The sequence below is a fragment of the Acinetobacter gyllenbergii CIP 110306 = MTCC 11365 genome (assembly GCF_000413855.1).
In the GTDB taxonomy this organism is placed as follows: domain Bacteria; phylum Pseudomonadota; class Gammaproteobacteria; order Pseudomonadales; family Moraxellaceae; genus Acinetobacter; species Acinetobacter gyllenbergii.
Map to the genome: position 1 here is coordinate 52,962 of NZ_ATGG01000002.1, position 25,076 is coordinate 78,037.

Below are 25,076 nucleotides of genomic sequence, written 5' to 3' on the forward strand. Positions count from 1 at the left end.
AGAACTAACAGCTTAGCTAGGCTTAGATATCGTCTAAGTTAATGCCTAAACGTGCAGCCACTTCTTCATATGCTTCAACCACACCACCTAAACCTTGGCGGAAACGGTCTTTATCTAGTTTTTTCTTGGTGTCTTTATCCCATAAACGGCAACCGTCTGGAGAGAATTCATCACCCAATACGATACGGTCATGGAACACACCGAATTCAAGTTTGAAATCAACCAGAATCATATTACCTGCATCGAATAATGCTTTGAGCACATCATTCACTTGGTAAGTGAGTTCTTTCATTTTTTCAAGTTGTTCAGCAGTCGCCCAACCTAAAGCAATTGCTTGAGATTCGTTCACCATAGGATCGCCAAGCGCATCATCTTTGAAGAACAATTCAAATGTTGGCGGAGTTAATTCCTTACCTTCTTCAACACCTAAACGACGGCATAATGAACCCGCTGCATAGTTACGAATCACGCATTCAACTGGAATCATCTGAAGTTTTTTAACCAGCACTTCAGTTGGAGAAAGCAATTTTTCAAAATGCGTTTCGATACCCGCAGCAGCTAATTTGTCCATGATGAAGGCGTTAAAACGGTTGTTGACCTTGCCCTTACGATCGAGTTGCTCGATTTTTTCGCCATTGAATGCCGAAGCATCATCACGAAAGACTAAAATCAGGTGATCAGCGTTATCTGTCTCGTATACAGATTTAGCTTTACCAGTATAGAGCAAGGTTTGTTTTAACATGGGGGAACCTTTTGAAAAAAATGCCTAGTAAACGACTAGGCTGGCCAATTTTGGTAAATCTGGGCTAACACTTCAGTTGCAACCGCTGGTTCTGCAAAAGTCGTGTCGAGTTTGAAGAGGGCAATAGTATTGCTTGAGCCAACCGCAGAAAGCTTCAACAGGTAGTTTTGCTCACCGACCTTAATTGTTGCTTCATAGCCATGATCTGCTTGAGAGATGACTTTGTAGTTGAGGCTGCTCACAGTTGCAAAGGCATATTGCCAAGCAGTGGCTGTTGGACCTTCCACTTTCAGTAATGGGTTTTTATTCCCATCCATCACCAATTGTGGACGACCCAAGCTGGTTGCTGTCGCTTCAGTGGTAGTGCTTGCAGTTTGCATTGACTCTGGACGAGGTAATGCATAACGGTTGCCAGTTTTGTTTTCAAATGTTGGCGCATGTTGAATCGCAAGCGGATCAACCGTTGGTGCTGGATACAATGGCGTGAATGGTCTTACCGTTGCATTCTCAGGGAATTTGAGTGGTTCAAGCGCTTGCGCTTTTTTATAATCTAAAGAATGATTATTGAGGGCAAAACGACCACAACCAGCCAAACTTAAAGCTGAAATGACAAGGACAACACCAAGACGTAATTGCATCATAAATTGCTCGTATTAAATAATGCCCGCAGTTTTTAAATCTGTGCGGAGCGGTTCACGATATTGTTCTGCGAGAGCGGTTAAAGGCAGGCGTAGACCTGTACTAATGTATCCCATCTCATGCAATGCCCATTTCACAGGAATTGGGTTTGATTCGCAAAACAAAATATTGTGTAGATTTGCAATTTGTTGATTCAAACTTTGTGCTTTGGCTTGATCGCCAGCTAAGGCTGCTTCACAAACTTCGCTCATTTGTTTTGGTGCAACATTGGCGGTAACCGAAATATTACCTTTCGCGCCAAGTAAAATCAGTTCCCAAGCGGTTTCATCATCACCTGAATAAACTGCAATTTTACCTTTTAAACCTTCGATGAGGGCTTGACCACGAGGTACATCGCCTGTTGCATCTTTAATCCCAACAATGTTTTTAACATCAGCAAGACGAATCACGGTTTCATTTTGCATGTCAACGCCAGTGCGACCTGGGACATTATAAAGAATTTGTGGAATATCAACGGCTTCAGCAATTGCTTTATAGTGTTGATATAAGCCTTCTTGTGTGGGTTTATTATAATATGGCGTAACGAGCAATGCAGCATCTGCACCGAGTTCTTTGGCTGCTTTGGTCAGTTCAATTGCTTCGTGAGTCGAATTTGCACCTGTACCCGCAATAATCGGAATGCGTTTATTGGCTACACGAATCACTTCTTTGATGACCTGTGTGTGCTCTTCCATGCTTAATGTAGACGCTTCGCCCGTTGTGCCAACAGCAACAATACTATGTGTACCTTGTTGGATGTGCCACTCAACGAGCTTCTCAAGGCTCTTCCAATCTACGCGACCATCTTCAAACATAGGGGTGACGAGTGCGACAATTGAGCCTTGAATATTCTGTGCTAGCTGAGTCATTTTAAAAAACTATCCTATTTTCCCATCCGAGATTGAATTAGTTGAAACGAAATGTTGGATGGTTGCAGTATTTTGATTCGTCGTTCAATAATGAATTCGATTGAATGACAATTATGCAAATTATGACTGATCGGCGGCATAAGAACAATATGCTTTAGTCAAACAGCTGAAAACTTTCATTCATCTTTGTCCTGAATGATTTTCATCTTATGAAAAGTTGGGCGATGGCTAGTCAGACGACGATCGGCAGCGTATGGTGTAGCAAGAAGCGATCTAGATTGAATATTGAGATGCAGATAGATTCGAAACATAGCGCATTAATTGTCGTCGATGTACAAAATGGCTTTACCCCAGGTGGAAACTTGGCAGTCACGGATGCCGATCAGATTATCCCAGTGATTAATCAATTGGCACATCAGTTTGAAACGGTGGTGCTGACCCAAGACTGGCATCCTGATCAACATATTTCTTTCGCTGATAATCATGCACATAAAGCGCCTTTTGAAACCATTGAGTTACCTTATGGCACGCAGGTATTGTGGCCAAAGCATTGTGTACAGGGGACGCAGGATGCCGAATTTCACCCTGATTTAGATATTCCAACGGCACAATTGATTATCCGCAAAGGCTTTCACGTTAATATTGATAGTTATTCTGCTTTTATGGAGGCGGACCGTAAAACACCGACTGGGTTAAAGGGCTATCTTCAAGAGCATCAAATTGATACGGTTTATATTGTGGGGATTGCCACTGATTTTTGTGTGGCATGGACAGCCTTGGATGCCGCGCAGATGGGTTTTAAAACCTTTGTGATTGAAGATGCGTGCAAAGCGATTGATTTGAATGGTTCATTGCACAGCGCATGGCAAAGTATGTTAGAACAGGGGGTTCAGCGGATTCAGTCTGCGGCAATTTTGGCATAAGCTTGAGCTGATTGATCTAAAGGCGTTAAACTTCTCAAGCTGATGCAACAGCATCAGTTAAATTATGCCTTAAACCTAAGCTGAGCGTTTTATGACCATTGAACTTGATGATTTTGATCAAAAAATTATCCATCATTTACAAATGAATGGACGCTTGGCCAATCAGGAATTGGCTGAATTGGTTGGTTTATCGACCTCGCAATGTTCACGTCGTCGGGTTCAGCTTGAACAGAAGAAAATTATCACGGGTTATTATGCCCAAATCGCATTGAGTGCTGATCCTGCGCCGATCATGGGCATTATTGAAGTGAAATTGCAAAACTATAGTGATGCAACCCATGATCGTTTTGTTGAATTCTTGATGCACGAACCTGCTGTGAAAGATATTCATAAATTAACGGGCAGTTATGATTTTGCCCTTAAAGTAGCAGTTAAAAATCTCGATGAGATGGTCAAACTGATTGGAATTTTGTCCTCTAAGAACTTTGGTGTCAGTAATCTCAATACTTCAATTGTGTTGGAAAAATTAAAAGAAAACGGGATTGCGATTAAATAAAAAAAGGAATTCGTTGTCACATCATCTAAGGCAAAGCCAAAGTAAAGCTGATCGAAGTGCGTAGACTATTCGAAATGGATTATTTTGAATATAAATTGCATTTATGGTAAAAATATAAGAATAAATTGCGAAATTCTAATAAAAATGATCAAATATGCCATGTCTTTCTTTGAAAGATCTCTCTCCCTTTAGCTGTTCTCCTATTTGAGTTGTACCGTTATGAATACCGAGCAAAATGTATCTCTGGTAAGTCCAGTCATGCCTGTGATTGAGCAGCACTCTAAAATTGAAGATGCATTAGCGATGTTGATCGGAACATTCATCCTGTCTTTCGCAATGACTTTATTGCAGCAGGCAGGCATTATGACCGGAGGGACAGCAGGCTTATCTTTGCTGATTCATTACATTACTGATCTGAAGTTCGGCGTATTATTTTTCCTGATCAATATCCCGTTCTACTATTTTGCCTATAAAAAGATGGGTATTGCGCTGGTGGTGAAAACCTTTATCGCTGTTGCATTGTTGGCCGGATTTACTGAAATCATTCCACAATTTTTTCATCTCTCCGATGTGAATCCTATTTACGCTACAGTTTTTGCTAATGTATTGATGGGGGTGAGCTTTTTGATCCTGTTTAGACATCGTTCGAGCTTAGGTGGCATCAATCTACTGGCGTTGTATTTGCAGGAGCGCTTTCAGATCCCTGCAGGCAAAGTACAGTTAGGTATTGATCTCGCAATCTTGTTAGCATCATTGTTCTTTGTCGATTGGAAGTTAATTCTGATTTCAATTTTGGGCGTGATTATTCTTAATTCGATTGTGTTATTGAATCATAAAAGCACGCGTTATGTGGCTTAATGCAAGTGTACGCTCTGAGATGGGTTTGACTGTCGTAGAACACAATCGATCATGAGACGCTAGATGTGATCTAATCCATTAAATGACTGAGATCATGAAATTCAAAAAAAGCGCCATAAAGAATCTCTTTATGGCGCTTTTTACTGTATCAGCGTAGTGCAAGCGACGCTGTAAATCCGTATCGAATTATTCGACCGTCACACTCTTGGCGAGGTTACGTGGTTGATCGACATCAGTACCACGTAACACTGCAACATGATAAGACAGCAGTTGTACAGGCACGCTATAAACGATCGGTGCTAGCCATTCATTTACCGCTGGAACATGTACGACATGTTGACGATCTTTACCGTGAATACCACTGTTCTCATCTGCAAAAACGAATAATTCACCACCACGGGCTTGAACTTCTTCCATGTTCGATTTGAGTTTATCGAGCATGTCATCCTGTGGTGCTAAGATGACCACGGGCATTTCATTATCGACTAAAGCCAGTGGACCATGCTTCAATTCACCTGCAGCATAACCTTCCGCATGAATATATGAAATTTCTTTCAGTTTCAATGCGCCTTCTAGTGCGATTGGGAAGTGTGTACCACGACCCAAGAATAAGCAGTGATTTTTCTCAACAAAAAGTGCTGATAAACGCAGAATTTCAGTATTACCCTGTAAGGTATCTAAAATGACTTTTGGACAATGCCACAATGCTTCAGTAATTTCAGTCAGTTGTGCGGCAGACAGCTTTTGTTTAACTTGACCAATTTTTAAGATCAATAACATCAATGCTGCCAGCTGGGTGGTAAAGGCTTTGGTTGAAGCCACCCCAATTTCTGGACCCGCAAGTGTCAGTAAATGATGATCTGTTTCGCGCACCATTGATGAGGTCGCAACGTTACAAATCGTCATGGTGGTGATGTCAATATGATTGGCTTTGGCACGTTTCTGGGTTTCACGTAATGCAGCTAAAGTATCCGCAGTTTCCCCTGATTGAGAAATACAGATATACAGTGTATTTGCCACAATCACTGGGGTGCGATAACGGAACTCACTGGCAATCTCAACTTGGCAAGGCACACCAATCAGTTGTTCAAACCAATATTTGGCAATCATCCCCGCATGATAGCTGGTACCACAGGCAATAATTTGAATCTGTTGAATCTTGTCAAAATCGGCATTGGCATGATTGAGGAAATCATCACGTAAGCTATTGCCGTTCAATGCTTGAGAAATGGTTTGCTGAATCGCTTCAGGTTGCTCATAGATTTCTTTCAGCATGAAGTGCTTATATTCACCTTTAGATGCATTGCTGACTGTGGCATCTAACTCTTTGACTGGACGTTGTACAGGCTCGCCATTAACAAAAACTTCAATGCTGCTACGGGTTAAGCGCGCAATATCACCTTCTTCTAGATAAACGAAGCGGTTGGTCACAGGCAATAAAGCCAGTTGGTCTGAGCTAATAAAGTTCTCGCCTATACCGACACCAATCACCAATGGTGAACCTTCACGGACTGTAATCAGCTCGTCAGGATGCGCCGTATGCACAATCCCAAGCGCATAAGCACCTTTAAGGCGTGGCGTAATCTTTTGTACAGCTTCTAGCAGGCTATCTGTTTGCTTTAGCGCATCGTTAACAAGATGTGCAACCACTTCGGTATCGGTTTGCGAGGTAAACACATAGCCTAAAGCTTGCAATTCATCTTTGAGTTCTTGGTAGTTTTCAATGATCCCGTTATGAACCACTGCAACATCACCCGAAACATGCGGGTGGGCATTGTTTTCTGTCGGTTTACCGTGAGTTGCCCAACGGGTGTGTGCAATACCCACATTACCCGTTAAATGTTGTTCTGACACGGCTTCGGCCAAGTTGGCAACTTTACCAACACGACGTTCACGCAAGATTTTCTGATTATTGAGTAATGCTAAACCAGCAGAGTCATAACCACGATATTCCAGACGTTTCAGTCCTTCAATCAGAATATCGGTTACACAACGTTCAGCAACGCCACCAACAATACCACACATAATTTTATCCTCTTATTTTTTCAGTTTTTGGGGACGTTGATAATTTGCTTTTTCAAACTGTTTTGATCGTTCGACAGCCAAACTATGCTCAGCCACATCTCGAGTGAGGGTTGATCCTGCACCTGTTGTGGCACCTCGACCAATTTTGATTGGTGCAACCAAAGAGTTATTGGTTCCAATGAATACATTGTCTTCAATCACAGTACGGTGTTTGTTCGCGCCATCATAATTACAGGTAATGGTACCTGCACCAATATTACAATCCGCACCAATATCGGCATCACCTAAGTAAGTAAAGTGATTGGCTTTTGAGCCTAGACCCATATTCGAGTTCTTCACTTCTACAAAGTTACCGATATGCACATCATTGGCAAGGTTGGCACCTGGACGTAAACGCGCGAAAGGACCAATTTGGGTGTTTTCACCGACAATCGCATTCTCAAAAATGCTATAAGCCTGAACTTTAGTGCCTGCCGCAATGCGTGTATTCTTTAGAATACAGCCTGCGCCGAGTTGGACATTATCGCCCAATTCACAGTCGCCTTCGATGATGACATTGACATCAATCTGTACGTCTTGTCCACAGCTTAAGGTACCACGTAAATCAAAACGATTTGGGTCAATTAAGTGAACACCTTGTAGCATCAATTCTTTGGCTTGTTGTTGTTGGAACTGACGTTCTAAGGTCGCAAGTTGTAAGCGGTTATTGACCCCTTCAACCTCAAACGCAAGTTCGGGTTCAACTGAGGCAACTTCTAAGCCATCCGCAATCGCCATCGCGATAATATCAGTGAGGTAATATTCACCTTGCGCATTTTCATTGGAAAGTTGCGGCAACCACTGGTGAAGTTTTGCATTGCTGACACAATAAATGCCGGTATTAAATTCTTTAATTTGGCGTTGTTCTTCGCTGGCATCTTTATGTTCAACAATGGCTTGAATTTTACCATCTTGGCGGACAATACGGCCATAACCTGTTGCATCATCGACAGTGAGCGTCACTAAGCCAATGCCTGTTTGAGTTGATGCATCCAATAATTTTTGTAGCGTATTTGCATGAATACAAGGTACATCGCCTGATAAAATCAGTGAAACACCTTCTTGAGGCAAAACAGGGAGGGTCATTTGTACTGCATGACCTGTGCCGAGTTGTTCTGCTTGCTCAACCCATTCAATCTGTTCTGCCGCAAAGCTTTGCTTAACCAGTTCACCGCCATGCCCATATATGGTAATAATGTTTTGGGCATTGAGTTTTTTTGCAGTTTGAATGACATGACCGAGCAGAGGACGGCCTGCAAGTGGTTGTAATACTTTTGGTAATTGTGAACGCATCCGCGTTCCTTTCCCTGCTGCAAGAATAATAACAGTTGTTGACATAACTAACTCTAATAGTGGCTTAAGTCAAAAGATAAAAATGAAAAATAAGAATACAAAGTGCTGCCCAAAGGCCAGCAATGATGTCATCCAACATAATCCCTAAGCCGCCAGATACTTTTTGGTCAGCCCAGCTAATGGGGAATGGTTTCCAGACATCAAATATACGGAATAAGATAAACCCGACAATGACCCACAGCCAATTCATCTGTTGTAAATAGAGCAAAGGCAGGAGGGTAATTGATTGTCCTGCAAATTCATCCCAGACAATGCGACCATCGTCATGCACATTGATGACTTTTGCAGTATGCCCACAGATATAGATGCCTATCAAAGACATCAAAACAACCACGACAATACTGGCCGACAGACCTAGATAGAGCCACAGTGGGACAAATAACAGAGCAAAGGCCGAACCAAAGGTTCCAGGAGCCTTGGGTGCTAAACCAGAACCAAAACCGACACCGCAGAACACGATGAAACGGTCGAACCAAGTCATTTGGTTAAAGTGAATGGGAGGCTTATGCAAAGTGTTGGTATCCATGAACATGTAATGGGTGTGTTTTGCCCATATACTCAAATAACAATCCAGTTTGTTGGGTAATTTCGCCGATTATTGTAAGCGGAACATCTAATTGTTGTCGCGATAGTTGTTTAAAGTTTTGCGGTGATATTGTAAAGCATAATTCGTAATCATCGCCCCCTGCAAGTGCATAATGCCAAGCCTGTTGCAGATCCAGTTGTTTGAGTGATGAATCTAATGGAAGTTGCTCAAGCTGTAATTTTGCACCGACATTGGATGCTTTTAAAATATGGCCTAAGTCTTGCGCCAATCCATCCGAGATATCAATCATACTGGAAGCCAGCCCTTTGAGCTGTTGGCCCAGCTGGCAACGTGGGGTTGGATAATCCAAACGTTGTTGCAAGGCATGACCAAGATGTTGTAATCCAAACGCAGCATCACCGATTTGGCCGCTGACACAGATATAGTCACCGACTTGTGCACCTGCACGGGTAATGGCCTGACCATGTTCGATCCAGCCTAGCGCAGTCACACTAATGGTCAATTGGGTACTTTGGGTGGTATCGCCCCCAATCAGACTCACGCCAAACTGATCGCAGCAATCAAACAAGCCCTGACTAAATGCAGCCAGCCAGTCGTGATCAACCGTAGGAAGACTCAGTGCGAGTAAAATGCTGTGGGGTTTTGCCCCCATTGCCGCCAAGTCAGATAAATTGACTGCGACGCTTTTCCAGCCGATGGCATGGGCAGCGGTGTCGAAGGGAAAATGGCGACCAGCAACTAATGTATCTGCACAGATCACCAGTTGTTGTGAAGATGGTGGGGTAATAATGGCTGAGTCATCACCGATACCTAAACTGACATCGGTATTGGATGTGCGTTTAAAGTAATGCTCAATAATTGAAAACTCAGCCATTTAACACAAGCCTATTATTTTGCTTGCTGTTTTTCAGCTTCACGTAGCTTTGATGAAAGACGGTCTAATACACCATTGATGTATTTATGACTGTCGGCACCACCAAAGTGTTTAGCTAGCTCAATCGCTTCATCAAGTACAACGCGATACGGAACTTCGAGATGATCTCGAAGTTCATATGCACCTAGTCGTAAGGTTGCAAGTTCTACGCCATCCAGGGCATTTAACTCACGGTCAAGTACAGGGATGAGTAACTCATCTAAAGCTTCATGTTGAGCAACCACTTGAGTGAGCAATTCATGGTAATAGTTAAGGTCAACTTTGTGCATGGCATTTTCAACACGCGTGCGTGCTTCAATTTCATGAACTGGGTTATGACTCATTTGCCATTCATAAATCCCTTGTACAGCAAAACGACGTGCTTTGCGTTTCGCTGCATAAGCGGCCTGAAGTGTTTGCGACATGCTTTAAATTGCCTTTAATAAGTTAACCATTTCGATTGCAGTCAATGCAGCTTCGCTACCTTTGTTACCTGCTTTCGTACCAGAACGTTCGATTGCTTGTTCAATGCTATCTGTGGTTAAGACACCATTGATCACAGGCATTGTGCTTTCAAGTGCAACTACACCTAAACCTTTTGCACATTCGCCCGCAACAAAATCAAAATGTGGTGTGCTACCACGGATCACTGCACCTAATGCAATGATGGCATCAAATTGATTTGAAGCCGCTAATTTCTTTGCCACGATCGGTAGTTCCCACGCACCTGGTGCATGGATCACAGTGATCGCTTCTTCTGCAACGCCGTGGCGTTTCAATGTGTCGATCGCACCTTCGAGTAAATGTTCAACCACGAAGCTGTTGAAACGACCCACTAAGATCGCATAACGACCTTCGCTTGCGAGATGTAATAAACCTTCAATTCGGCGAATTGCCATAGCAACCTCGATTATTTTGCTGTGATTTGATCGGCAGTGATGTATTCCACTACCTCTAAATTAAAACCAGATAAGGCATTGAAACGAAGAGGAGAACTCAACAGCTTCATTTTCTCAACACCTAAATCACGTAAAATCTGTGCACCCACACCAATGGTTTGATATTGATGAGAAAGTGCTGCATTGGATTTCAATGGTTTTGGTTGGTTTAAGCTATTGAGTGCAGGGCCTAGATCTTCTAGGTGATCCTGACCAATCCACACCAACACACCACGATCACTGGCAGCAATGGTTTTCATTGCAAGATCTAAATTCCAAGCAGATGAGCCATCGGCTTTATTGAGTTTCAATAAATCACGAATCGGGCTGAAACCATGTACACGAACCGTAGTCACACCCTGTTTCGGATCACCTTTGACCAATGCCACATGAATATCTGGATTACCGATTTCACGATATTTGTACAGTTCAAATGCGCCGTATTCGGTTTCGATGCTTTCTTGAGACAAACGTTCAACCGTTTGCTCATTGGTCATGCGGTAATGGATCAGGTCCGCGATGGTGCCAATTTTTAAACCGTGTTTTTCTGCAAATACTTCTAAATCAGGACGACGTGCCATTGTACCGTCATCATTGATAATTTCACAGATCACAGAAGCCGGCTCTAGACCAGCTAAACGGGTCAAGTCACAACCTGCTTCAGTATGACCTGCACGGTGTAGTACACCACCTGGTTGTGCCATCAATGGGAAGATATGACCTGGTTGGACGATATCACTTGGTTTAGCGTGTGCTGCCACTGCAGTACGAATGGTATGTGCACGTTCAGCGGCTGAAATACCCGTACTGATGCCTTCGGCCGCTTCAATCGAAAGCGTGAAGTTGGTTGCGTGCTGTGCGCCATTTTGATCAACCATTAAAGGGAGGTTGAGTTGCTTACAACGATCACGACTGAGCGTCAGGCAGACCAAGCCACGTGCATGGGTAATCATGAAGTTAATATCTTCAGGACGAACATGCGTTGCAGCGATGACTAAGTCACCTTCATTTTCACGATCTTCGTCATCCATAAGGATAACCATTTTGCCTGCACGAATATCTGCGACAAGCTCTTCAACACGACTCAGCGGCATTCGCTTTCACCTTTGATGCTGCCTTTTCAGGCACTAGTATTCGATAAATCTGGCATAGTTTACCGCATTTTAAAAATTTTCGCCTGTGCTTCTTTATCAATAACAAGACCAGTTAAAAAACTGGTCAAGCCATACTTTATTTGGCGTCGTATTTGCCATTTAATCAGAAAGTCGAGCGGCTTTATCTTGTTGAGATTGATCAGGCTCAATAAAAAAAGAAGGCTTTATCTTGAGACAAAGCCTTCTGTTAGCTCACTTGGTTCGCCTGTGCGAACCGCGATTTATTCAAACTCTGTTGATGCCTTGGCTTTTTTACCCATTAGAATTTCGGTGCGCAGCGTTTGCGCTAAGGTTGCACATTCTTCATTCATGCCATTAATCATAAAGGCGTGGCGTGTCATGATATTACTTGGATTTGGCATCGCTACCAATTCATAACTGTTTTGAACATTTTTAAGTTGCTCGTGATTTAAATGCAATGCCGCTTCTTTGGCATGTAAATGCTGCGCTAAGCGCTTTGCCGCTTCAACGGCATCCAGTTGCATGGCATCAACTGCACTTGCCACCGCACCACGGGTTTGTAGCGCAAAGCGTTTATCTTCACGATAACGTTTATACAGAACATCGGCCAATAATTGGAACACAGCACCCACCATCATCAGGCATTCCAGTGCATGTGATTTTTCCGAGCTGGTTGCCAAAGTTGCGCCTTCCGCATTAAATTCCTGAACCACTTGAATTTGAGTAGGATCAATTTGGTAATGCTTGGCACAGAGTGCAATGCTTTTATCTAAGAACAATTGGCACAGCTTGAAATATGGGACAGAAACAGACTGATTCACACTGCTGAGCAATTGCTTCGGATCATAAAACTGAATATTGAGTGCCAGAGCTTGATCATCCAATTGCGCTGACTCGATTGGACTTTTTTCTACGCGTGCTTTGCTTGGTTGAGCTTTTGCTTGTTGCTGTGCTTGAGCGACCAAGGTCACGGTATTTTGCTTTTCCAAGGCCAATGCTTGGGTTAAACGCTGAATCTCATGCTTGAGATGATTTTCTTGATTGATGCGTGCCAAGTATTCACTGCGGGTTGGACGCGCAATCGCGCGATAAGCCAGCCAGATTAATCCATGAATAAATAAAGAAACTAAAATAGCTAACCATTGTGTCCGTAAAATCTCACCGATACTCGGCTGGATTAAGGTAATTTCAACGGTACCCACTTTCTTTTCGTTTTGTAGCGCATCTCGAACAAAAACTTCGCCTTGGCGAGTTTTGGCCATGCCGCTGGTTGCAAGCACTTGTTTATTGGCGTCCAAGATTCGTATAGAGGCAACACTTGGATTGGTGGCATAACGATTTGCCACCAACGCGAGTGAAACGGTATTGGCTGGTTCCAACTCTGCAAGACTATCTGCCACTAACTGACTGGTCATCAGTTGTCCTTGGCTAGCGCGGTTTTCATTGAGTTGATGTGTCGTTGCAATCACCAATAAAAAGGTATGCAATGCAAAACTTACGATCAGTAGGCTAGCAAATAGCCCTTGGCGAGGCGCATTCAAGTTAAACTTCCAAGGCAAATAGATTCATGGGTTATGTTATGATTCTTACAATAGTTGTCGCTCAACCACGAGTCAATTCATGCGAGAAATCATTCTTATATCCTTTCTAGGACCAGATCAACCGAATCAGTTTACTCGATTAATGCAGGTACTATCCGTACATTCTTTGCAAATTCTCGATGTCGGTCAGGCGGTTATCCATAATCAACTGACCCTTGGGATCGTTGTTGCATCGGATAATGAGACCGCAACAGCATTAGCAATGAAAGAGATTCTGATTTTAGCACATGATATTGGCTTAACTGTGCGATTTAAACCAATCTCCAACGCAGAATATGATCAATGGGTGAGTGAAGGCGGTCGAACACGTTATATCGTGACCGCACTTGCGCCAGAACTGACGGCTGCACACCTGCAAGCAGTGACAAAAATTGTGTCGAGTCAGGGCTTTAATATTGAAACGGTTACCCGATTATCAGGACGTTTAGAACTTGATGCGGAAAGCCCATTCCCACGCCGTGCTTGTGTTCAGTTTGGTTTAAGTGGACAGATGCTGGATGCACAGGCGATGCGTGCAGCTTGCCTCAGTTTATCTGGTGAATTAAATATTGATGTTGCGGTGCAGGAAGACAATGCCTATCGCCGTAATCGTCGCTTAGTGTGCTTTGATATGGACTCCACCTTGATCGAGCAAGAAGTCATTGATGAACTAGCATTAGAAGCAGGCGTCGGTGCACAAGTGGCTGAAATTACTGAGCGTGCGATGCTGGGAGAGCTTGATTTCCAACAAAGCTTCCGTGCCCGTGTGGCGTTATTAAAAGGTTTAGATGCTTCGGTGTTGCCAAAGATTGCGGAGCGCTTGACTGTAACTGAAGGGGCGGAGCGTCTCATTTCAACATTGAAAGCGTTGGGTTATAAAACCGCAATTTTATCAGGTGGTTTCCAGTACTTTGCTGAGTACTTACAAGCAAAACTTGGGATTGATGAAGTACATGCCAACATTTTAGATGTCGAAAATGGTGTGGTTACTGGTGAGGTCAAAGGTGCAATTGTGGATGGTGCCCGTAAAGCTGAACTGCTACGTCAACTGGCAGAAAAAATGGGGATCTCGCTAGAGCAGGCGATGGCCGTGGGTGATGGTGCCAATGACTTACCGATGCTTTCAATTGCAGGTCTAGGGGTTGCATTCCGTGCTAAACCTTTGGTTCGTCAAAATGCCAATCAAGCCATATCGAGTGTTGGTTTGGATGGCGTATTGTACTTATTAGGTATGCATGACAAAGATTTAAATCGTGCCTAAGCTGACGCTAAAATGCTTCAAAATAGGGTCGCTTTTTCAGCGGCCCTATTCAATTTTTGTACGTCATTTATCCGTCATAATTATGTCTAAATGTATAGAAAAACAACGATAAAAAAATTCCGAAAAAAGTTTTTTTGCAGTAAAAAAGAGGCATAGTTTTTTGTAATGACACGCGGCAATTGATGCTATATGGACATTCAGGACTTTTCTCTGTTTTAAAAATGTAATGACAAAAGCATATTGCGACAGCTTGTGTCGTAAGGTTAATTTCAGGCTCTTTTTTTCTAAAAAAAACGCTCCATAATGCATAAAGACGTTAATGCAACACGAAGTACTGTTAGAGATTACAGAACAAGATAGAGGTCTGAACACGATACAGATCACCCTTTTTAAGACGGAGGTTTCTATGGAAGCAGCGAATTTCACCATGTTGGTTGGATTTGGCTTAATCGCTGTCGCAGTTATTGCTGTTTTCTTTTCTCCTTATCGTCGTTGGTTAGGTTTTATGTTGGCAGGTATGCTGTGCTGGGGACTATTAGAAGTGGTGCGCTTTGGTGTGCAAACCATGTTCGAGATGTCCGTTGCTTATAGCTACCTAACCGCCTTGAGCCTCGCGATGATGACGGTTACATTTATTCTTTTACGTGAAGACAAACAAGCACAAAAACAGCTGGCAAATCGCCAGTATATTGAACATACACCTGTTTATAAGGATGACCAGCAACAATGTTCTAGCAGATAAATTATAATAATTCGAACAACATCAAAGGCATGCTCAGCATGCCTTTTTTGTACTAATTTTTTGCAACAAAGCTTTTACAGACCGCTCTACAACTGTGCTAGGATACGGTTGTCTTAATTTTCATCATAATACTGTAGGCATAATTGTCATGAAGCTTTCTTCTTTACCTGTGGTTAAGTTACCTATCGTTGATGTAAGCACTGATCCGCTGGATTTATTAGTGGCAGGTTTGGCGTTGCGTATGAAGCAATTGGCACGTACCAGCCCAAAGTTTATTGAATTGGTACATGACCGTGAATTCCGTATTCAGATTGGTACAGATTTAGGCTTTGCTCGTCAGATTCTTGTGAATCGTGGCAAGATTGATACGGTTGCAGGTAGCCCAGAAAAAGCAGACTTTATTTTACAATTTGCATCAAGCGAGCAAGGTGTTAAAACTTTGTTGAAAGGTGACCCAACCGCATTTATGACGGGTATGCAAGATGGTAGCATCAAAATGGAAGGTGACTTTAGCTTATTGGTGTGGTTTAACCAAGCAGCGAAATTGATTCCACCAAAAGTGCCAAAACCAGTCAAAGAAAAAATTCGTCAAGCACGTGCCTTTATTAAAGAAAAAACAGGCAAATAAATGCGCTGACATAAAAAACTCCCCACTGGGGAGTTTTTTATTGCCACGATTTATTCGACTTCTAGGTTAAAAGTCACTGGACCGTCATTGATCAGATGCACTTTCATATCTGCGGCAAAAACCCCAGTTTGGACATGGTTAAATTGTTGTTGTGCGTACTTGACCAATTGCTCATACAGGTCTTTGGCTGCTGCAGGTGGCATGGCAGGGCCAAAATCTGGTCTTAAGCCTTTTTGTGTTTGCGCCATCAGCGTAAATTGAGAGACGAGTAGCAGTCCACCATTGGCTTGGCTGACATTCCAGCCCATTTTACCTTGTTCATCATCAAAAATACGATATTTCAATATTTTATCAATCAGCTTTTGGCCTTTTTCTAAAGTATCTTCTTTACCTAGGCCTAGAAACACCAATAAGCCGTGTTGAATCTCGCCCGTGGTTTGCCCGTCAACCACAACTTTGGCTTCGAGGACACGTTGAATTAATGCACGCATAAAAACTAAAGATCTGTTGGGTATAGAGATGCCGCAGTCTAGCAGATTTGGCGGCTTTACATCGAGCTTGCAACATGGGGGATTCACTATGATCTTATTTTTCGATTTATTTTATTAAAATTATCTTTTTTATCTATTTTCTAAATCTTTGTATAGTCCCCGTGCAGGAAAGGTATTTAGATTTTGGATTTAACAGTATGTTTAAGCGAACATTTTTATTCACAATAATGGCAGCAACGCTGAGCACTGCGTATGCAGCCCCTTTAACCAAAGACAATGGTGCACCTGTAGGTGACAATCAAAACTCCATGACCGCGGGTGCCAATGGCGCAACCTTGTTGCAAGATGTCCAGCTGATTCAAAAATTACAACGTTTTGGCCGTGAACGTATCCCTGAACGCGTGGTGCATGCACGTGGTACAGGCGTCTATGGTGATTTTGTCGCAACAAAAGATTTGTCTGATTTAACTGTCGCATCGATGTTTAAGGCAGGTACAACCACCCCTGTTTTTGTCCGCTTCTCAACCGTCATCCATCCGAAGGGTTCGCCTGAAACCGCACGTGATCCGCATGGTTTTGCCGTGAAATTCTATACGCAGCAAGGCAATTGGGATTTGGTCGGCAATAATCTGCCGGTATTCTTTATTCGTGATGCGATCAAGTTCCCTGATTTTGTCCATGCCATGAAGCCTGATCCAGTCAGCAATGTTCAAGATCCGAACCGTATTTTTGACTTCTTAAAAAGTCAGCCTTGGTCAATCAATATGTTGACCTATGTCTATTCAAATTTAGGCACACCAGAAAGCTATCGCACGCTAGATGGCTTTGGCGTACATGCTTTCAAGCTCTATAACGACAAGGGTGAATATAAGTACGTTAAGTTCAACTGGCGTTCTAAACAAGGTGTGAAAGGTTTGAATCTTGATCAGGTACGTGAAGTTCAAGGTCAGGACTGGAATCATTTAACCAATGATATGTATAAAAATGTGAATGCAGGTAATTATCCAAAATGGGATTTGTACATTCAGGTACTTGATCCAAAAGACTTAGATAAATTTGATTTCAATCCATTAGATGCAACTAAAATTTGGCCAAGTGATGCGGTGCCTGAAGTCAAAGTCGGAACCTTGACGTTGAATCGTATGCCGAAGAATTTCTTTCAGGAAACGGAACAATCGGCTTTTGCACCAGGCAACTTGATTCCAGGTATTGAACCGTCAGAAGACCGTTTATTACAAGGTCGTATCTTCTCTTATTCGGATACCCAGTTATATCGTTTAGGTGCCAATCATCAACAGATTCCAGTGAATCGTCCTCGGGTTGCGGTGAATAACAACAACCAAGAAGGTTTTATGAACATGGGACAAACTGAGTCACATGTCAATTATGAGCCAAGTACGATTGAACCGAAGCCTTCAACTGAGATTGCACGTGCAGTTGCTACACCTTTACAAGGAACAGTGATGCAGCATGCGATTCAAAAAGAGCAGCCATTTAAACAGGCAGGTGAGTTATATCGCAGTTATTCTGCAATCGAAAAGAATGACTTGATTCGTAATCTTGCTGCAGACCTTGGACAAGTCAAAGATATCGAGACCAAGACCATCATGGTGTCTTATTTCTATAAAGCCGATGCAGATTATGGAACACGTCTTGCCAAGGCTGTGGGTGTCAATCTTAAAAATGCTCAAGCGAAAGCAGCGCAATTGAAAGACGAATAAGTCGTTTTAGCATGTGGTAACAGGTGCCTGAATGTTACCCCCAGAAAGTCCTGTAACCTCAATAGCCTTTCCTGCACCTAGGGCGAGTGTTACAGGCATTCCTGATTTAATTTTAGGATATTGTGATGATTCATTTACGAGCTACATTATGTGCAATCGGCCTATTCTGCAGTAGTTTATCCGTCTCAAGTTATGCGAACACAGTTTCGACCGCAGTGAATGGTTCAGATGAAGTGATTGAGCTGTTCTTTTCAGCAGCAAAAGTTGGCAATACTGAGGTTTTACAAGAGTTTTTAAAGCATGGTTTTCCGATCGATGTGCAGGATCACTCTGGTTATAGCGCACTGATGATGGCGAGCTATTATGGGCAAAAAGAAGCGGTTGATGTTTTGATTAAACAAGGCGCCAATCGTTGTCTCCGAGACAAACGTGGACATACGGCCTTAATGGGGGCGATTGTCAAAGCGGAATGGAGCATTGCCAAACAATTGCGTCAGGTCGATTGTGATGTTAATGCCGCAAAAATGGGTCAACTCAGCGCTGAACAGTTTGCAATTCAATTCGGACAACAGCAACGCTTAAAACAGATTCAGGCTGAACTCTCGAACTAAACTTTGCTATTTCCCTAAGCTATTGAATTTTAAAAGACGTTCAATCAGATGATTTTGAGAAAAATATCCATCGTCGTAGACAGTCTCATTTCTGGATAAAAGTATGCTTTAATGCTTGAAATAGAATAGATCCTAATTCAGTCATGTCTACACCAATTATTCAATCTTTACTGGATACCGACTTATATAAATTCACCATGTTACAGGTGGTGTTGCATCAGTTTCCGCAAACGCATAGTGTGTATTTATTTCGTTGCCGCAATTTAGAAGATACGGTTTATCCTTTAGTAGATATTTTGGATGACTTGAATCAGCAGCTGGATTTGCTGTGTGAACTGCGTTTTGCAGAAGATGAATTACAGTACCTGCGTTCATTGCGTTTTATTAAAAGTGATTTTGTTGATTATCTGGAACTGTTCCAACTGAAACGTCGTTTTATCCAAGCCAGTATTGATGAGGCTGGGCGTTTAGATATCCGAATTGAAGGGCCTATGGTTCAGGCGATGATGTTTGAGATTTTTGTCTTAGCTATCGTCAATGAATTGTATTTCCGTCGTATCCGTAGCGATGAGGTATTGCTTGAGGGTGAGCGCCGCCTGCAACAGAAATTGCTGCAATTACAGCATTATGCCCAAGAACAACAAGATAAAGAGCCACCGTTCTTAGTGTCTGATTTTGGTACGCGTCGTCGTTATAGTTTTGAATGGCAGAAACATGTGGTGCAAGCCTTTCAGGCTGCGGCACCCAAAGTATTCCGAGGCACCAGTAATGTATTATTGGCCAAGCAATTAGGGATTAGCCCGATTGGTACCATGGCACATGAGTTCTTGCAGGCGTTTCAGGCGCTTGATGTGCGATTACGTAATTTCCAAAAAGCCGCATTGGAAGCATGGGTACAAGAATATCGTGGTGATTTGGGTATTGCCTTGACCGATGTGGTGGGAATGGATGCTTTCCTGCGTGATTTTGATTTGTATTTTGCGAAGCTGTTTGATGGTTTACGCCACGACAGTGGTGACCCGTATGAGTGGGGTGATAAGGCGTATGCACATTATCGCAAACTCAAGATTGATACCAAGACCAAGATGTTGACCTTTAGTGATGGGTTGAATTTGGAAAAAGCATGGTTATTGCATCAGTATTTTAAAGACCGTTTTCAGGTAAGCTTCGGGATTGGTACTAATTTGACCAATGATATGGGACAGAAGCCGTTGAATATTGTGTTGAAACTGGTGGAGTGTAATCGTCAGTCGGTAGCGAAGATTTCGGATAGTCCAGGGAAGACCATGACGGATAATGATACCTTCTTGGCGTATTTGCGTCAGGTGTTTGATATTGAAGAGAGCGAAGTTAGTGTCTAAGCAAACAAATTTAGAGGATGGTGATGGCGGTATCTTACTGGGCATTTTTTAAATATTAGGTTCAACCTTCGGTTCGACCTACTTTTCTTTCGGGAAAAGTAGGCAAAACCATTGTCATCCACAAAACCTGTTCATTTCCTTCGACTATTTTATATTTCGCAGAAACAATATCTTGTAGATATTACGCAGGTTGTGGATGACGTTTTCGAGTATCCTATTTCATAGGATAGGTCATATCAAACCTCAAAAGCATTATGGATATTCATCAGTCGGTATATCTACTTTTCTGCTAAATGAATGCAAAAAATCAGACAAAGATAAAAAGTCGGCTATGTTAATATCACCCCTAATGCGGATGATAAAACAGCATAACCATGACTGACGTAGATTTTAAACTGGGTTTACTGATTGAGCCTGAACAACTGGTGCCGTATTTGGGCAGCGAGTTGATTCGTATTGTCGATTTAAGCCGAGCTTCGGTATATGAACAATTGCATATTCCCCATGCAATTCATTTACAACCTAAATACTTGGTTGCACAACAAGAACAAGCCAATGGGGTATTGCCTGAGTTAGCAGGTTTACAGGCCTTAATTGAGAAGTTAAATATTTCACCTCAGCATCATGTCGTGGTTTATGACGATGAAGGCGGGGCATGGGCTGGACGTTTAATCTGGAATTTACATTGTTTGGGTTTTAACCGCACCAGTTTGATTAATGGCGGCATTCACGGCTGGTTGGGCGCAGGTTTACCGACCACAGCTGAAGTTGATCCAGTCCAACCCGTTGCTGATCTGTTCCAGATTGATTTAGATACGGTACAGCAGCACCGAATCGAATATCATGAATTGTTACAACAAGTTGAACAAGACAATATTCAACTCTGGGATTGCCGTACTAACGAGGAATATACAGGCTTACGCCTCGCTGCGCGACGCGGCGGTCACATCCCAAATGCACTGCATTTTGAATGGAGTACTGCCCTAAACCGTGAAAATCATCTAAAATTACACCCGCTTGAACGCACACAACAACGTTTAGAACAATTAGGCTTTAATTTACAACAACCTGTGGTGGTGTATTGTCAGTCTCATCATCGTTCTGGCTTGGCGTATATTTTGGCAAGGTTGCTCAATTGGCAAGTGAGAGCCTACGATGGTGCGTGGAGTGAATGGGGCAATCGCCTCGATAGTCCTATTATTTCAGGGGAGTCACCGTCTTGAGTTTTACAGCAGATTTAAAAAAACAACTCTTTATCAAAGCACAGAATCTTGTGCCACAACATCAACTGAGTCGTGTGGTTGGTAAGGTTGCCGCAAGTGAAAATGTCTTGGTAAAAACTGCTGTGATTCAGGCCTTCAAAGCAAAATATGGCATTGATATGAGCATTGCAGCGCAAAGCAATGCACTGCAATATAAGTCATTTAATGAATTTTTTACCCGTGCGTTAAAAGAGGGTGTTCGTGGTATTGATGAACAAGCGGATAGCATTGTTTGTCCAGCCGATGGTGCGATTTCACAGCTGGGTAAAATTGAAGCGGGTGATATTTTTCAAGCCAAAGGTCAAAGCTTTTCTGTTGAGAAATTGATTGGTGATCCACAACTGGCAAAACCTTTTCAGGATGGTCAATTTGCGACCGTGTATTTATCGCCAAAAGATTATCATCGCGTCCATATGCCTTTGGCGGGCACATTGACCGAAACTTTATATATTCCAGGTGAGTTGTTCTCGGTCAACCAAACCACGGCTGAAAACGTACAGGGTTTGTTTGCACGTAATGAACGTATGGTGTGTTTGTTTGATACCGAGCTGGGTCGTATGGCGGTGGTTTTAGTTGGTGCAATGATTGTGGCAGGGATTGAAACGGTTGCGACAGGTAAAGTGAAACCCTCTGGCAAAGTTGAATTGCAACATCATCAAATGAAATTGGATAAAGGTGCAGAGTTAGGTCGTTTCTACCTAGGTTCAACCGCTGTGGTTTTATTTGAAAAAGATAAAATGGTTTGGGAAGAACAGTTTAAAGCCAATTCGACGGTGGTGATGGGTGAGCGTTTAGGTCATTCGGTTTAATTTAGATGTAATTTTTAAAAAGCTCCAAAATTGGGGCTTTTTATTTATAGTTTAAATCTTATATATTTTGTAGTACTTGAAATAATCTCAGATAATTTAAAATAAAGGCAAATAATGATGAAATTTTTAATACCACAATTTTCATTTTTTGAATTTTTAGGAATTTTAACTTTCGCAACCATATTCAGTAACTACTTTCTGGATCGACCACTGATCAATATGACTGTTTTTATGCTGTATTGTATTTTTTCAGCAGCATTATCCAGTTTCAATTTTTATATACGTTATAAAAGAAACATGACGATATCTGATTAATTTTGCTCCTGTTTATGCATTTATCTGCTGTAGATTGAAACGTATGATTGAAGATATCCGATATTTAATTATTTTTGCGAAAATTGCTGAGTTTGGTTCAATTTCAAAAGGGGCCAAAGCATTAGGCTTATCTACCGCAACGGTTAGTCTGCATTTGGCCAAATTGGAAAAGAATTTAGAGTGTGCCTTATTTTATCGAAATACGCGGAAAATGACCTTAACTCACGATGGGCAAAAACTTTTAGATACCGCCCAAGTTATGTTGGCAACCTATGAATCAGGTATTTCAGATTTTAAGCAACGTTCTATTCTGAGAAAGACACAATTGCATATTTCGATTCCTGCGGTTTTTATCCATAGTGAGTTAATGCAATGTATCACAACATTTTGTGAGGTGTATCAGGACTTAACTGTACATATTACTTGTGATGATAGCCGGACAGATTTGATCGCAGAGAATGTGGATATTGCTGTTCGAATTGGCGAGCTTCCAGATAGTTCATTTAAAGCTCGCTATCTATTTCCTTTAGCCCGAAGTATCGTTGCAACCCCTGAGTTTTTAAATCAGCAGCACGTTATTACTCATCCTAAAGATCTGATCCAGATGAAATGGATTGGTTTGAGTATGAGAAAAAATAAGAGAATATTGCGGCATCAACATACAGGAGAAGAAATAGAAATTTCATATCAGCCTTATATTTATGTGAATAATGTTGAAGCCTCATATGAACTGGTAAAATTAAATGCAGGGCTGGCAGCACCTCCTGATGATTTAATCCAAGCCGATCTTGAACAGGGAAAAGTCGTGAAAGTTTTACCCGCTTGGATACTAGAGCCGTTACGTGTTTATGCAGTTTGGCCTGCTAATATTCCAATGAATGGGATTGCCTATGCCTTGCTTGAGCGGTTGTATCAATCATTTAATGCCAAAAGAGTTTGATCAGCATATAAATGGATAGAATGATTAAAGACCCGCCCATTAAAATATTCAGGATTTTGAGCTGGTGTGAGTTGGTTAATATTTTGGCGAGATGATGCCCCGAAATGCCCCAAAGGATTAAACAGATATAGCAAGTAAAGAAATAGATGAGGATAAATAGAATCAAGGGATGATAACTCACTGGTGAAGAAAATAATGAGATACCAGAGAGGCAGGCAATCCATGCTTTGGGATTGAGCCATTGTAAGAGAAATCCATCCATAAATTTAGCAGTAACGATATTGTTTGATATTTCAACTTCTGCTTTTGAAAAGATAATTTTTTGACCGAGATAGAAAATAAATAAGCTACCTAAAACCTCAATGATCATAAAAAATGTAGGGTAATGCATGATGGTTTTAGATATCCCAAAACCTAAAAATATAAGCAGTAAACTAAAGCCAATGCTTGCACCTGAGATAAAGGGCAGTGTTTTTCTAAATCCATACATTAAGCTGGATGAAAGAATGGTAATGTTAATGGGTCCAGGTGAAATGGACATGGTGAATGAGAAAAGAAACATACTGATAAGTATAGAAAGAGACATTACTGATATCTTTTTTAATTAAAGCTTAAAATGAGATGATACCGTTTGGTTTAAATAAGATTAGTCTGGTTTTATCAAAATTAGATTTTGATTTTTTGAGGGTTTAAAGTGAAGCAGTAACGCATTTTATTCATCAAAAACAAACATTATTGGGTGCATGAGTTGAGTATCTTATCTAAAAATTATTGCTGCTAGAAATCATGAAAATTTACCAAGTCGATGCATTTAGTGATCAAGTATTTAAAGGAAACCCTGCTGCGGTTGTGTTATTAGAACAGTGGTTAGATCAGCATGTAATGCAGAATATTGCATTAGAAAACAATTTGTCAGAGACCAGTTTTGCCAGAAAAATTGATGATCAAAATTATGAAATTAAGTGGTTTTCACCCGTCAAAGAAGTGCAGTTTTGTGGTTATGGCACGCTAGCGACCAGTTTTATTATTTTTAAAAATCAACCTGAAATTGAATCGTTAGTTTTTCATGTGGCGAACTTGGGCGAGTTTTTTATTACTCGCAGTGAAAAGGGCCGAATCAAAATGAATTTTCCTGTACAGATTCCTCATCGATTAGAGGTGATTCCCCCAGCCTTAAAAGACAGTCTGTCTCAAGAAATCACTGAAGTGTATATCAATCCACAGGCCTATATCGTGATCTATCCAAATACCCAAACCGTTTTAAATGAACAGCCGAATTTTGATCTGATAAAAAAACTTGGTGGGCGACGTGTCGCGATTACCACATTAAATGATGCTATAGATGAAGGCTTTGCTCAGTTTGACCTTGTCTCCCGTTACTTTACGCCCTCAATGGGAATTGATGAAGATCCTGTTACGGGTTCATTACATACGTCACTGATACCGCTTTGGCAGCCATTCATCAACAAAGAAAATATTGTTGCTTATCAAGCTTCAAAACGAGGGGGCGTACTGTATTGCAAGTTACTTGAAAATGACCGAATTGAAATTTCAGGCGAATGTCGCTTATATCTAGAAGGTGAAATTTTCATTTAATTGATGAACTAAAAAACCATGTACGTTTTTGCTTACATCAATTCAGGGCAATGTCCCATTTTCAGCCTCAGTGGAATTGCCTAATATCAACTCATCAGGAACAGGAAGTTCCAAAACATAAAACAAGAATGATAAGTTTGTGCATCAGGACGTGAGATATGACAGGAGTTGTATCTAGTGAAAGGAATACGAAAAAGCCCGAC

At 41.8% G+C, this 25,076-nt stretch carries 26 protein-coding genes; 13 read left to right on the forward strand and 13 right to left on the reverse strand.

Annotation, left to right across the window (positions count from 1 at the left end; translation table 11 throughout):
* Positions 1–22 precede the first annotated feature (22 nt).
* From purC to dapA, 3 genes are read right to left on the reverse strand one after another with little or no spacing between them, the layout of a single operon-like run.
* Complete coding sequence (gene purC, locus F957_RS19950; RefSeq protein WP_004656976.1) at positions 23–742, reverse strand: phosphoribosylaminoimidazolesuccinocarboxamide synthase; 720 nt, start codon at positions 740–742, stop codon at positions 23–25.
* Positions 743–777: 35 nt separating this feature from the next.
* The gene (locus F957_RS19945; protein ID WP_016542237.1) at positions 778–1,380 is read right to left on the reverse strand and encodes a hypothetical protein; all 603 of its coding nucleotides are present in this window, start codon (positions 1,378–1,380) and stop codon (positions 778–780) included.
* Positions 1,381–1,395: 15 nt separating this feature from the next.
* Positions 1,396–2,289 carry a 4-hydroxy-tetrahydrodipicolinate synthase gene (dapA, locus tag F957_RS19940; RefSeq protein WP_004656980.1) on the reverse strand — a complete coding sequence of 298 codons (894 nt, stop codon included), beginning with the start codon at positions 2,287–2,289 and terminating at the stop codon, positions 1,396–1,398.
* Between the two features lie 290 nt (positions 2,290–2,579).
* Between dapA and pncA the strand changes: the two genes are divergently transcribed.
* From pncA to F957_RS19925, 3 genes are all read left to right on the forward strand, one after another.
* A complete protein-coding gene (gene pncA, locus F957_RS19935; RefSeq protein WP_016542238.1) occupies positions 2,580–3,212 on the forward strand; it encodes a bifunctional nicotinamidase/pyrazinamidase in 633 nt (210 codons plus the stop codon).
* A gap of 91 nt (positions 3,213–3,303) precedes the next feature.
* A complete protein-coding gene (locus tag F957_RS19930) occupies positions 3,304–3,768 on the forward strand; it encodes an Lrp/AsnC family transcriptional regulator (RefSeq protein WP_004656983.1) in 465 nt (154 codons plus the stop codon).
* Positions 3,769–3,987: 219 nt separating this feature from the next.
* The gene (locus F957_RS19925) at positions 3,988–4,626 is read left to right on the forward strand and encodes a YitT family protein (protein ID WP_016542239.1); all 639 of its coding nucleotides are present in this window, start codon (positions 3,988–3,990) and stop codon (positions 4,624–4,626) included.
* A 186-nt stretch (positions 4,627–4,812) separates the two neighbouring features.
* On the opposite strand, the gene glmS is transcribed toward F957_RS19925, so the two are convergent.
* From glmS to F957_RS19885, 8 genes are all read right to left on the reverse strand, one after another.
* Positions 4,813–6,651, reverse strand: coding sequence for a glutamine--fructose-6-phosphate transaminase (isomerizing) (gene glmS / locus F957_RS19920; RefSeq protein WP_016542240.1), 1,839 nt, complete (start codon positions 6,649–6,651; stop codon positions 4,813–4,815).
* A gap of 12 nt (positions 6,652–6,663) precedes the next feature.
* Positions 6,664–8,028 carry a bifunctional UDP-N-acetylglucosamine diphosphorylase/glucosamine-1-phosphate N-acetyltransferase GlmU gene (glmU, locus tag F957_RS19915; protein WP_016542241.1) on the reverse strand — a complete coding sequence of 455 codons (1,365 nt, stop codon included), beginning with the start codon at positions 8,026–8,028 and terminating at the stop codon, positions 6,664–6,666.
* Positions 8,029–8,047: 19 nt separating this feature from the next.
* Positions 8,048–8,569, reverse strand: a complete 522-nt coding sequence (locus F957_RS19910) for a phosphatidylglycerophosphatase A family protein (RefSeq protein WP_016660077.1) — start codon at positions 8,567–8,569, stop codon at positions 8,048–8,050.
* On the reverse strand, positions 8,547–9,464 hold the full coding sequence (gene thiL / locus F957_RS19905; RefSeq protein WP_016542243.1) for a thiamine-phosphate kinase: 918 nt from the start codon (positions 9,462–9,464) through the stop codon (positions 8,547–8,549). Before thiL ends, F957_RS19910 begins: the two co-directional genes overlap by 23 nt.
* 14 nt (positions 9,465–9,478) lie before the next feature.
* Positions 9,479–9,928 (reverse strand): transcription antitermination factor NusB, encoded by a 450-nt coding sequence (gene nusB / locus F957_RS19900; RefSeq protein WP_004657014.1) that lies wholly within the window; start codon positions 9,926–9,928, stop codon positions 9,479–9,481.
* A 3-nt stretch (positions 9,929–9,931) separates the two neighbouring features.
* A complete protein-coding gene (gene ribH, locus F957_RS19895) occupies positions 9,932–10,402 on the reverse strand; it encodes a 6,7-dimethyl-8-ribityllumazine synthase (RefSeq protein ID WP_004657017.1) in 471 nt (156 codons plus the stop codon).
* Positions 10,403–10,413: 11 nt separating this feature from the next.
* Complete coding sequence (gene ribBA / locus F957_RS19890; protein WP_016542244.1) at positions 10,414–11,535, reverse strand: bifunctional 3,4-dihydroxy-2-butanone-4-phosphate synthase/GTP cyclohydrolase II; 1,122 nt, start codon at positions 11,533–11,535, stop codon at positions 10,414–10,416.
* A gap of 281 nt (positions 11,536–11,816) precedes the next feature.
* A complete protein-coding gene (locus F957_RS19885; RefSeq protein ID WP_167539971.1) occupies positions 11,817–13,115 on the reverse strand; it encodes a DUF4175 domain-containing protein in 1,299 nt (432 codons plus the stop codon).
* A gap of 61 nt (positions 13,116–13,176) precedes the next feature.
* Between F957_RS19885 and serB the strand changes: the two genes are divergently transcribed.
* The 3 genes from serB (at position 13,177) to F957_RS19870 (ending at position 15,767) form a co-directional block, all read left to right on the forward strand.
* Positions 13,177–14,397, forward strand: a complete 1,221-nt coding sequence (gene serB / locus F957_RS19880) for a phosphoserine phosphatase SerB (protein ID WP_016542246.1) — start codon at positions 13,177–13,179, stop codon at positions 14,395–14,397.
* Between the two features lie 406 nt (positions 14,398–14,803).
* Positions 14,804–15,139, forward strand: coding sequence for a ciprofloxacin tolerance protein AciT (aciT, locus tag F957_RS19875; RefSeq protein WP_004657025.1), 336 nt, complete (start codon positions 14,804–14,806; stop codon positions 15,137–15,139).
* A 148-nt stretch (positions 15,140–15,287) separates the two neighbouring features.
* Entirely contained in the window at positions 15,288–15,767 is a 480-nt protein-coding gene (locus F957_RS19870; RefSeq protein ID WP_004657026.1) for a hypothetical protein, read from the forward strand.
* A gap of 50 nt (positions 15,768–15,817) precedes the next feature.
* On the opposite strand, the gene dtd is transcribed toward F957_RS19870, so the two are convergent.
* Entirely contained in the window at positions 15,818–16,258 is a 441-nt protein-coding gene (dtd, locus tag F957_RS19865; protein ID WP_016542247.1) for a D-aminoacyl-tRNA deacylase, read from the reverse strand.
* Between the two features lie 197 nt (positions 16,259–16,455).
* On the opposite strand from dtd, the gene F957_RS19860 reads away from it, so the two are divergent.
* The 6 genes from F957_RS19860 (at position 16,456) to F957_RS19835 (ending at position 23,277) form a co-directional block, all read left to right on the forward strand.
* The gene (locus F957_RS19860; protein ID WP_016542248.1) at positions 16,456–17,979 is read left to right on the forward strand and encodes a catalase; all 1,524 of its coding nucleotides are present in this window, start codon (positions 16,456–16,458) and stop codon (positions 17,977–17,979) included.
* A 125-nt stretch (positions 17,980–18,104) separates the two neighbouring features.
* Entirely contained in the window at positions 18,105–18,590 is a 486-nt protein-coding gene (locus F957_RS19855; RefSeq protein ID WP_016542249.1) for an ankyrin repeat domain-containing protein, read from the forward strand.
* Between the two features lie 143 nt (positions 18,591–18,733).
* Positions 18,734–19,951: a nicotinate phosphoribosyltransferase gene (gene pncB / locus F957_RS19850; protein WP_016542250.1), complete on the forward strand. Its 1,218-nt coding sequence runs from the start codon at positions 18,734–18,736 to the stop codon at positions 19,949–19,951.
* Between the two features lie 374 nt (positions 19,952–20,325).
* Positions 20,326–21,174 carry a sulfurtransferase gene (locus F957_RS19845; protein WP_016542251.1) on the forward strand — a complete coding sequence of 283 codons (849 nt, stop codon included), beginning with the start codon at positions 20,326–20,328 and terminating at the stop codon, positions 21,172–21,174.
* Positions 21,171–22,022, forward strand: coding sequence for an archaetidylserine decarboxylase (gene asd / locus F957_RS19840; protein ID WP_016542252.1), 852 nt, complete (start codon positions 21,171–21,173; stop codon positions 22,020–22,022). Before F957_RS19845 ends, asd begins: the two co-directional genes overlap by 4 nt.
* A 358-nt stretch (positions 22,023–22,380) precedes the next feature.
* Entirely contained in the window at positions 22,381–23,277 is an 897-nt protein-coding gene (locus tag F957_RS19835) for a LysR family transcriptional regulator (RefSeq protein ID WP_016542253.1), read from the forward strand.
* Here the strand turns inward: F957_RS19835 and F957_RS0120475 are convergent.
* The gene (locus tag F957_RS0120475; protein WP_032861003.1) at positions 23,258–23,863 is read right to left on the reverse strand and encodes a LysE family translocator; all 606 of its coding nucleotides are present in this window, start codon (positions 23,861–23,863) and stop codon (positions 23,258–23,260) included. The two genes, F957_RS19835 and F957_RS0120475, sit on opposite strands and share 20 nt — an antisense overlap.
* Before the next feature lie 200 nt (positions 23,864–24,063).
* Here F957_RS0120475 and F957_RS19830 point away from each other — a divergent pair, with 200 nt between their 5' ends.
* Positions 24,064–24,873 carry a PhzF family phenazine biosynthesis protein gene (locus F957_RS19830; RefSeq protein ID WP_016542255.1) on the forward strand — a complete coding sequence of 270 codons (810 nt, stop codon included), beginning with the start codon at positions 24,064–24,066 and terminating at the stop codon, positions 24,871–24,873.
* Positions 24,874–25,076 lie beyond the last annotated feature (203 nt).

Excerpts from the sequence above, each read along its gene's own strand:
- F957_RS19910 (WP_016660077.1), bottom strand. The coding sequence starts at position 8,569 with ATGGATACCAACACTTTGCATAAGCCTCCCATTCACTTTAACCAAATG.
- F957_RS19930 (WP_004656983.1), top strand. The coding sequence starts at position 3,304 with ATGACCATTGAACTTGATGATTTTGATCAAAAAATTATCCATCATTTA.
- glmU (WP_016542241.1), bottom strand. The coding sequence starts at position 8,028 with ATGTCAACAACTGTTATTATTCTTGCAGCAGGGAAAGGAACGCGGATG.
- pncB (WP_016542250.1), top strand. The coding sequence starts at position 18,734 with ATGTCTACACCAATTATTCAATCTTTACTGGATACCGACTTATATAAA.
- glmS (WP_016542240.1), bottom strand. The coding sequence starts at position 6,651 with ATGTGTGGTATTGTTGGTGGCGTTGCTGAACGTTGTGTAACCGATATT.
- F957_RS19835 (WP_016542253.1), top strand. The coding sequence starts at position 22,381 with ATGATTGAAGATATCCGATATTTAATTATTTTTGCGAAAATTGCTGAG.
- nusB (WP_004657014.1), bottom strand. The coding sequence starts at position 9,928 with ATGTCGCAAACACTTCAGGCCGCTTATGCAGCGAAACGCAAAGCACGT.
- F957_RS19925 (WP_016542239.1), top strand. The coding sequence starts at position 3,988 with ATGAATACCGAGCAAAATGTATCTCTGGTAAGTCCAGTCATGCCTGTG.
- thiL (WP_016542243.1), bottom strand. The coding sequence starts at position 9,464 with ATGGCTGAGTTTTCAATTATTGAGCATTACTTTAAACGCACATCCAAT.
- F957_RS0120475 (WP_032861003.1), bottom strand. The coding sequence starts at position 23,863 with ATGTCTCTTTCTATACTTATCAGTATGTTTCTTTTCTCATTCACCATG.
- ribBA (WP_016542244.1), bottom strand. The coding sequence starts at position 11,535 with ATGCCGCTGAGTCGTGTTGAAGAGCTTGTCGCAGATATTCGTGCAGGC.
- serB (WP_016542246.1), top strand. The coding sequence starts at position 13,177 with ATGCGAGAAATCATTCTTATATCCTTTCTAGGACCAGATCAACCGAAT.
- F957_RS19945 (WP_016542237.1), bottom strand. The coding sequence starts at position 1,380 with ATGCAATTACGTCTTGGTGTTGTCCTTGTCATTTCAGCTTTAAGTTTG.
- aciT (WP_004657025.1), top strand. The coding sequence starts at position 14,804 with ATGGAAGCAGCGAATTTCACCATGTTGGTTGGATTTGGCTTAATCGCT.
- F957_RS19860 (WP_016542248.1), top strand. The coding sequence starts at position 16,456 with ATGTTTAAGCGAACATTTTTATTCACAATAATGGCAGCAACGCTGAGC.
- pncA (WP_016542238.1), top strand. The coding sequence starts at position 2,580 with ATGCAGATAGATTCGAAACATAGCGCATTAATTGTCGTCGATGTACAA.
- F957_RS19855 (WP_016542249.1), top strand. The coding sequence starts at position 18,105 with ATGATTCATTTACGAGCTACATTATGTGCAATCGGCCTATTCTGCAGT.
- dapA (WP_004656980.1), bottom strand. The coding sequence starts at position 2,289 with ATGACTCAGCTAGCACAGAATATTCAAGGCTCAATTGTCGCACTCGTC.
- dtd (WP_016542247.1), bottom strand. The coding sequence starts at position 16,258 with ATGCGTGCATTAATTCAACGTGTCCTCGAAGCCAAAGTTGTGGTTGAC.
- F957_RS19870 (WP_004657026.1), top strand. The coding sequence starts at position 15,288 with ATGAAGCTTTCTTCTTTACCTGTGGTTAAGTTACCTATCGTTGATGTA.
- ribH (WP_004657017.1), bottom strand. The coding sequence starts at position 10,402 with ATGGCAATTCGCCGAATTGAAGGTTTATTACATCTCGCAAGCGAAGGT.
- F957_RS19830 (WP_016542255.1), top strand. The coding sequence starts at position 24,064 with ATGAAAATTTACCAAGTCGATGCATTTAGTGATCAAGTATTTAAAGGA.
- purC (WP_004656976.1), bottom strand. The coding sequence starts at position 742 with ATGTTAAAACAAACCTTGCTCTATACTGGTAAAGCTAAATCTGTATAC.
- F957_RS19845 (WP_016542251.1), top strand. The coding sequence starts at position 20,326 with ATGACTGACGTAGATTTTAAACTGGGTTTACTGATTGAGCCTGAACAA.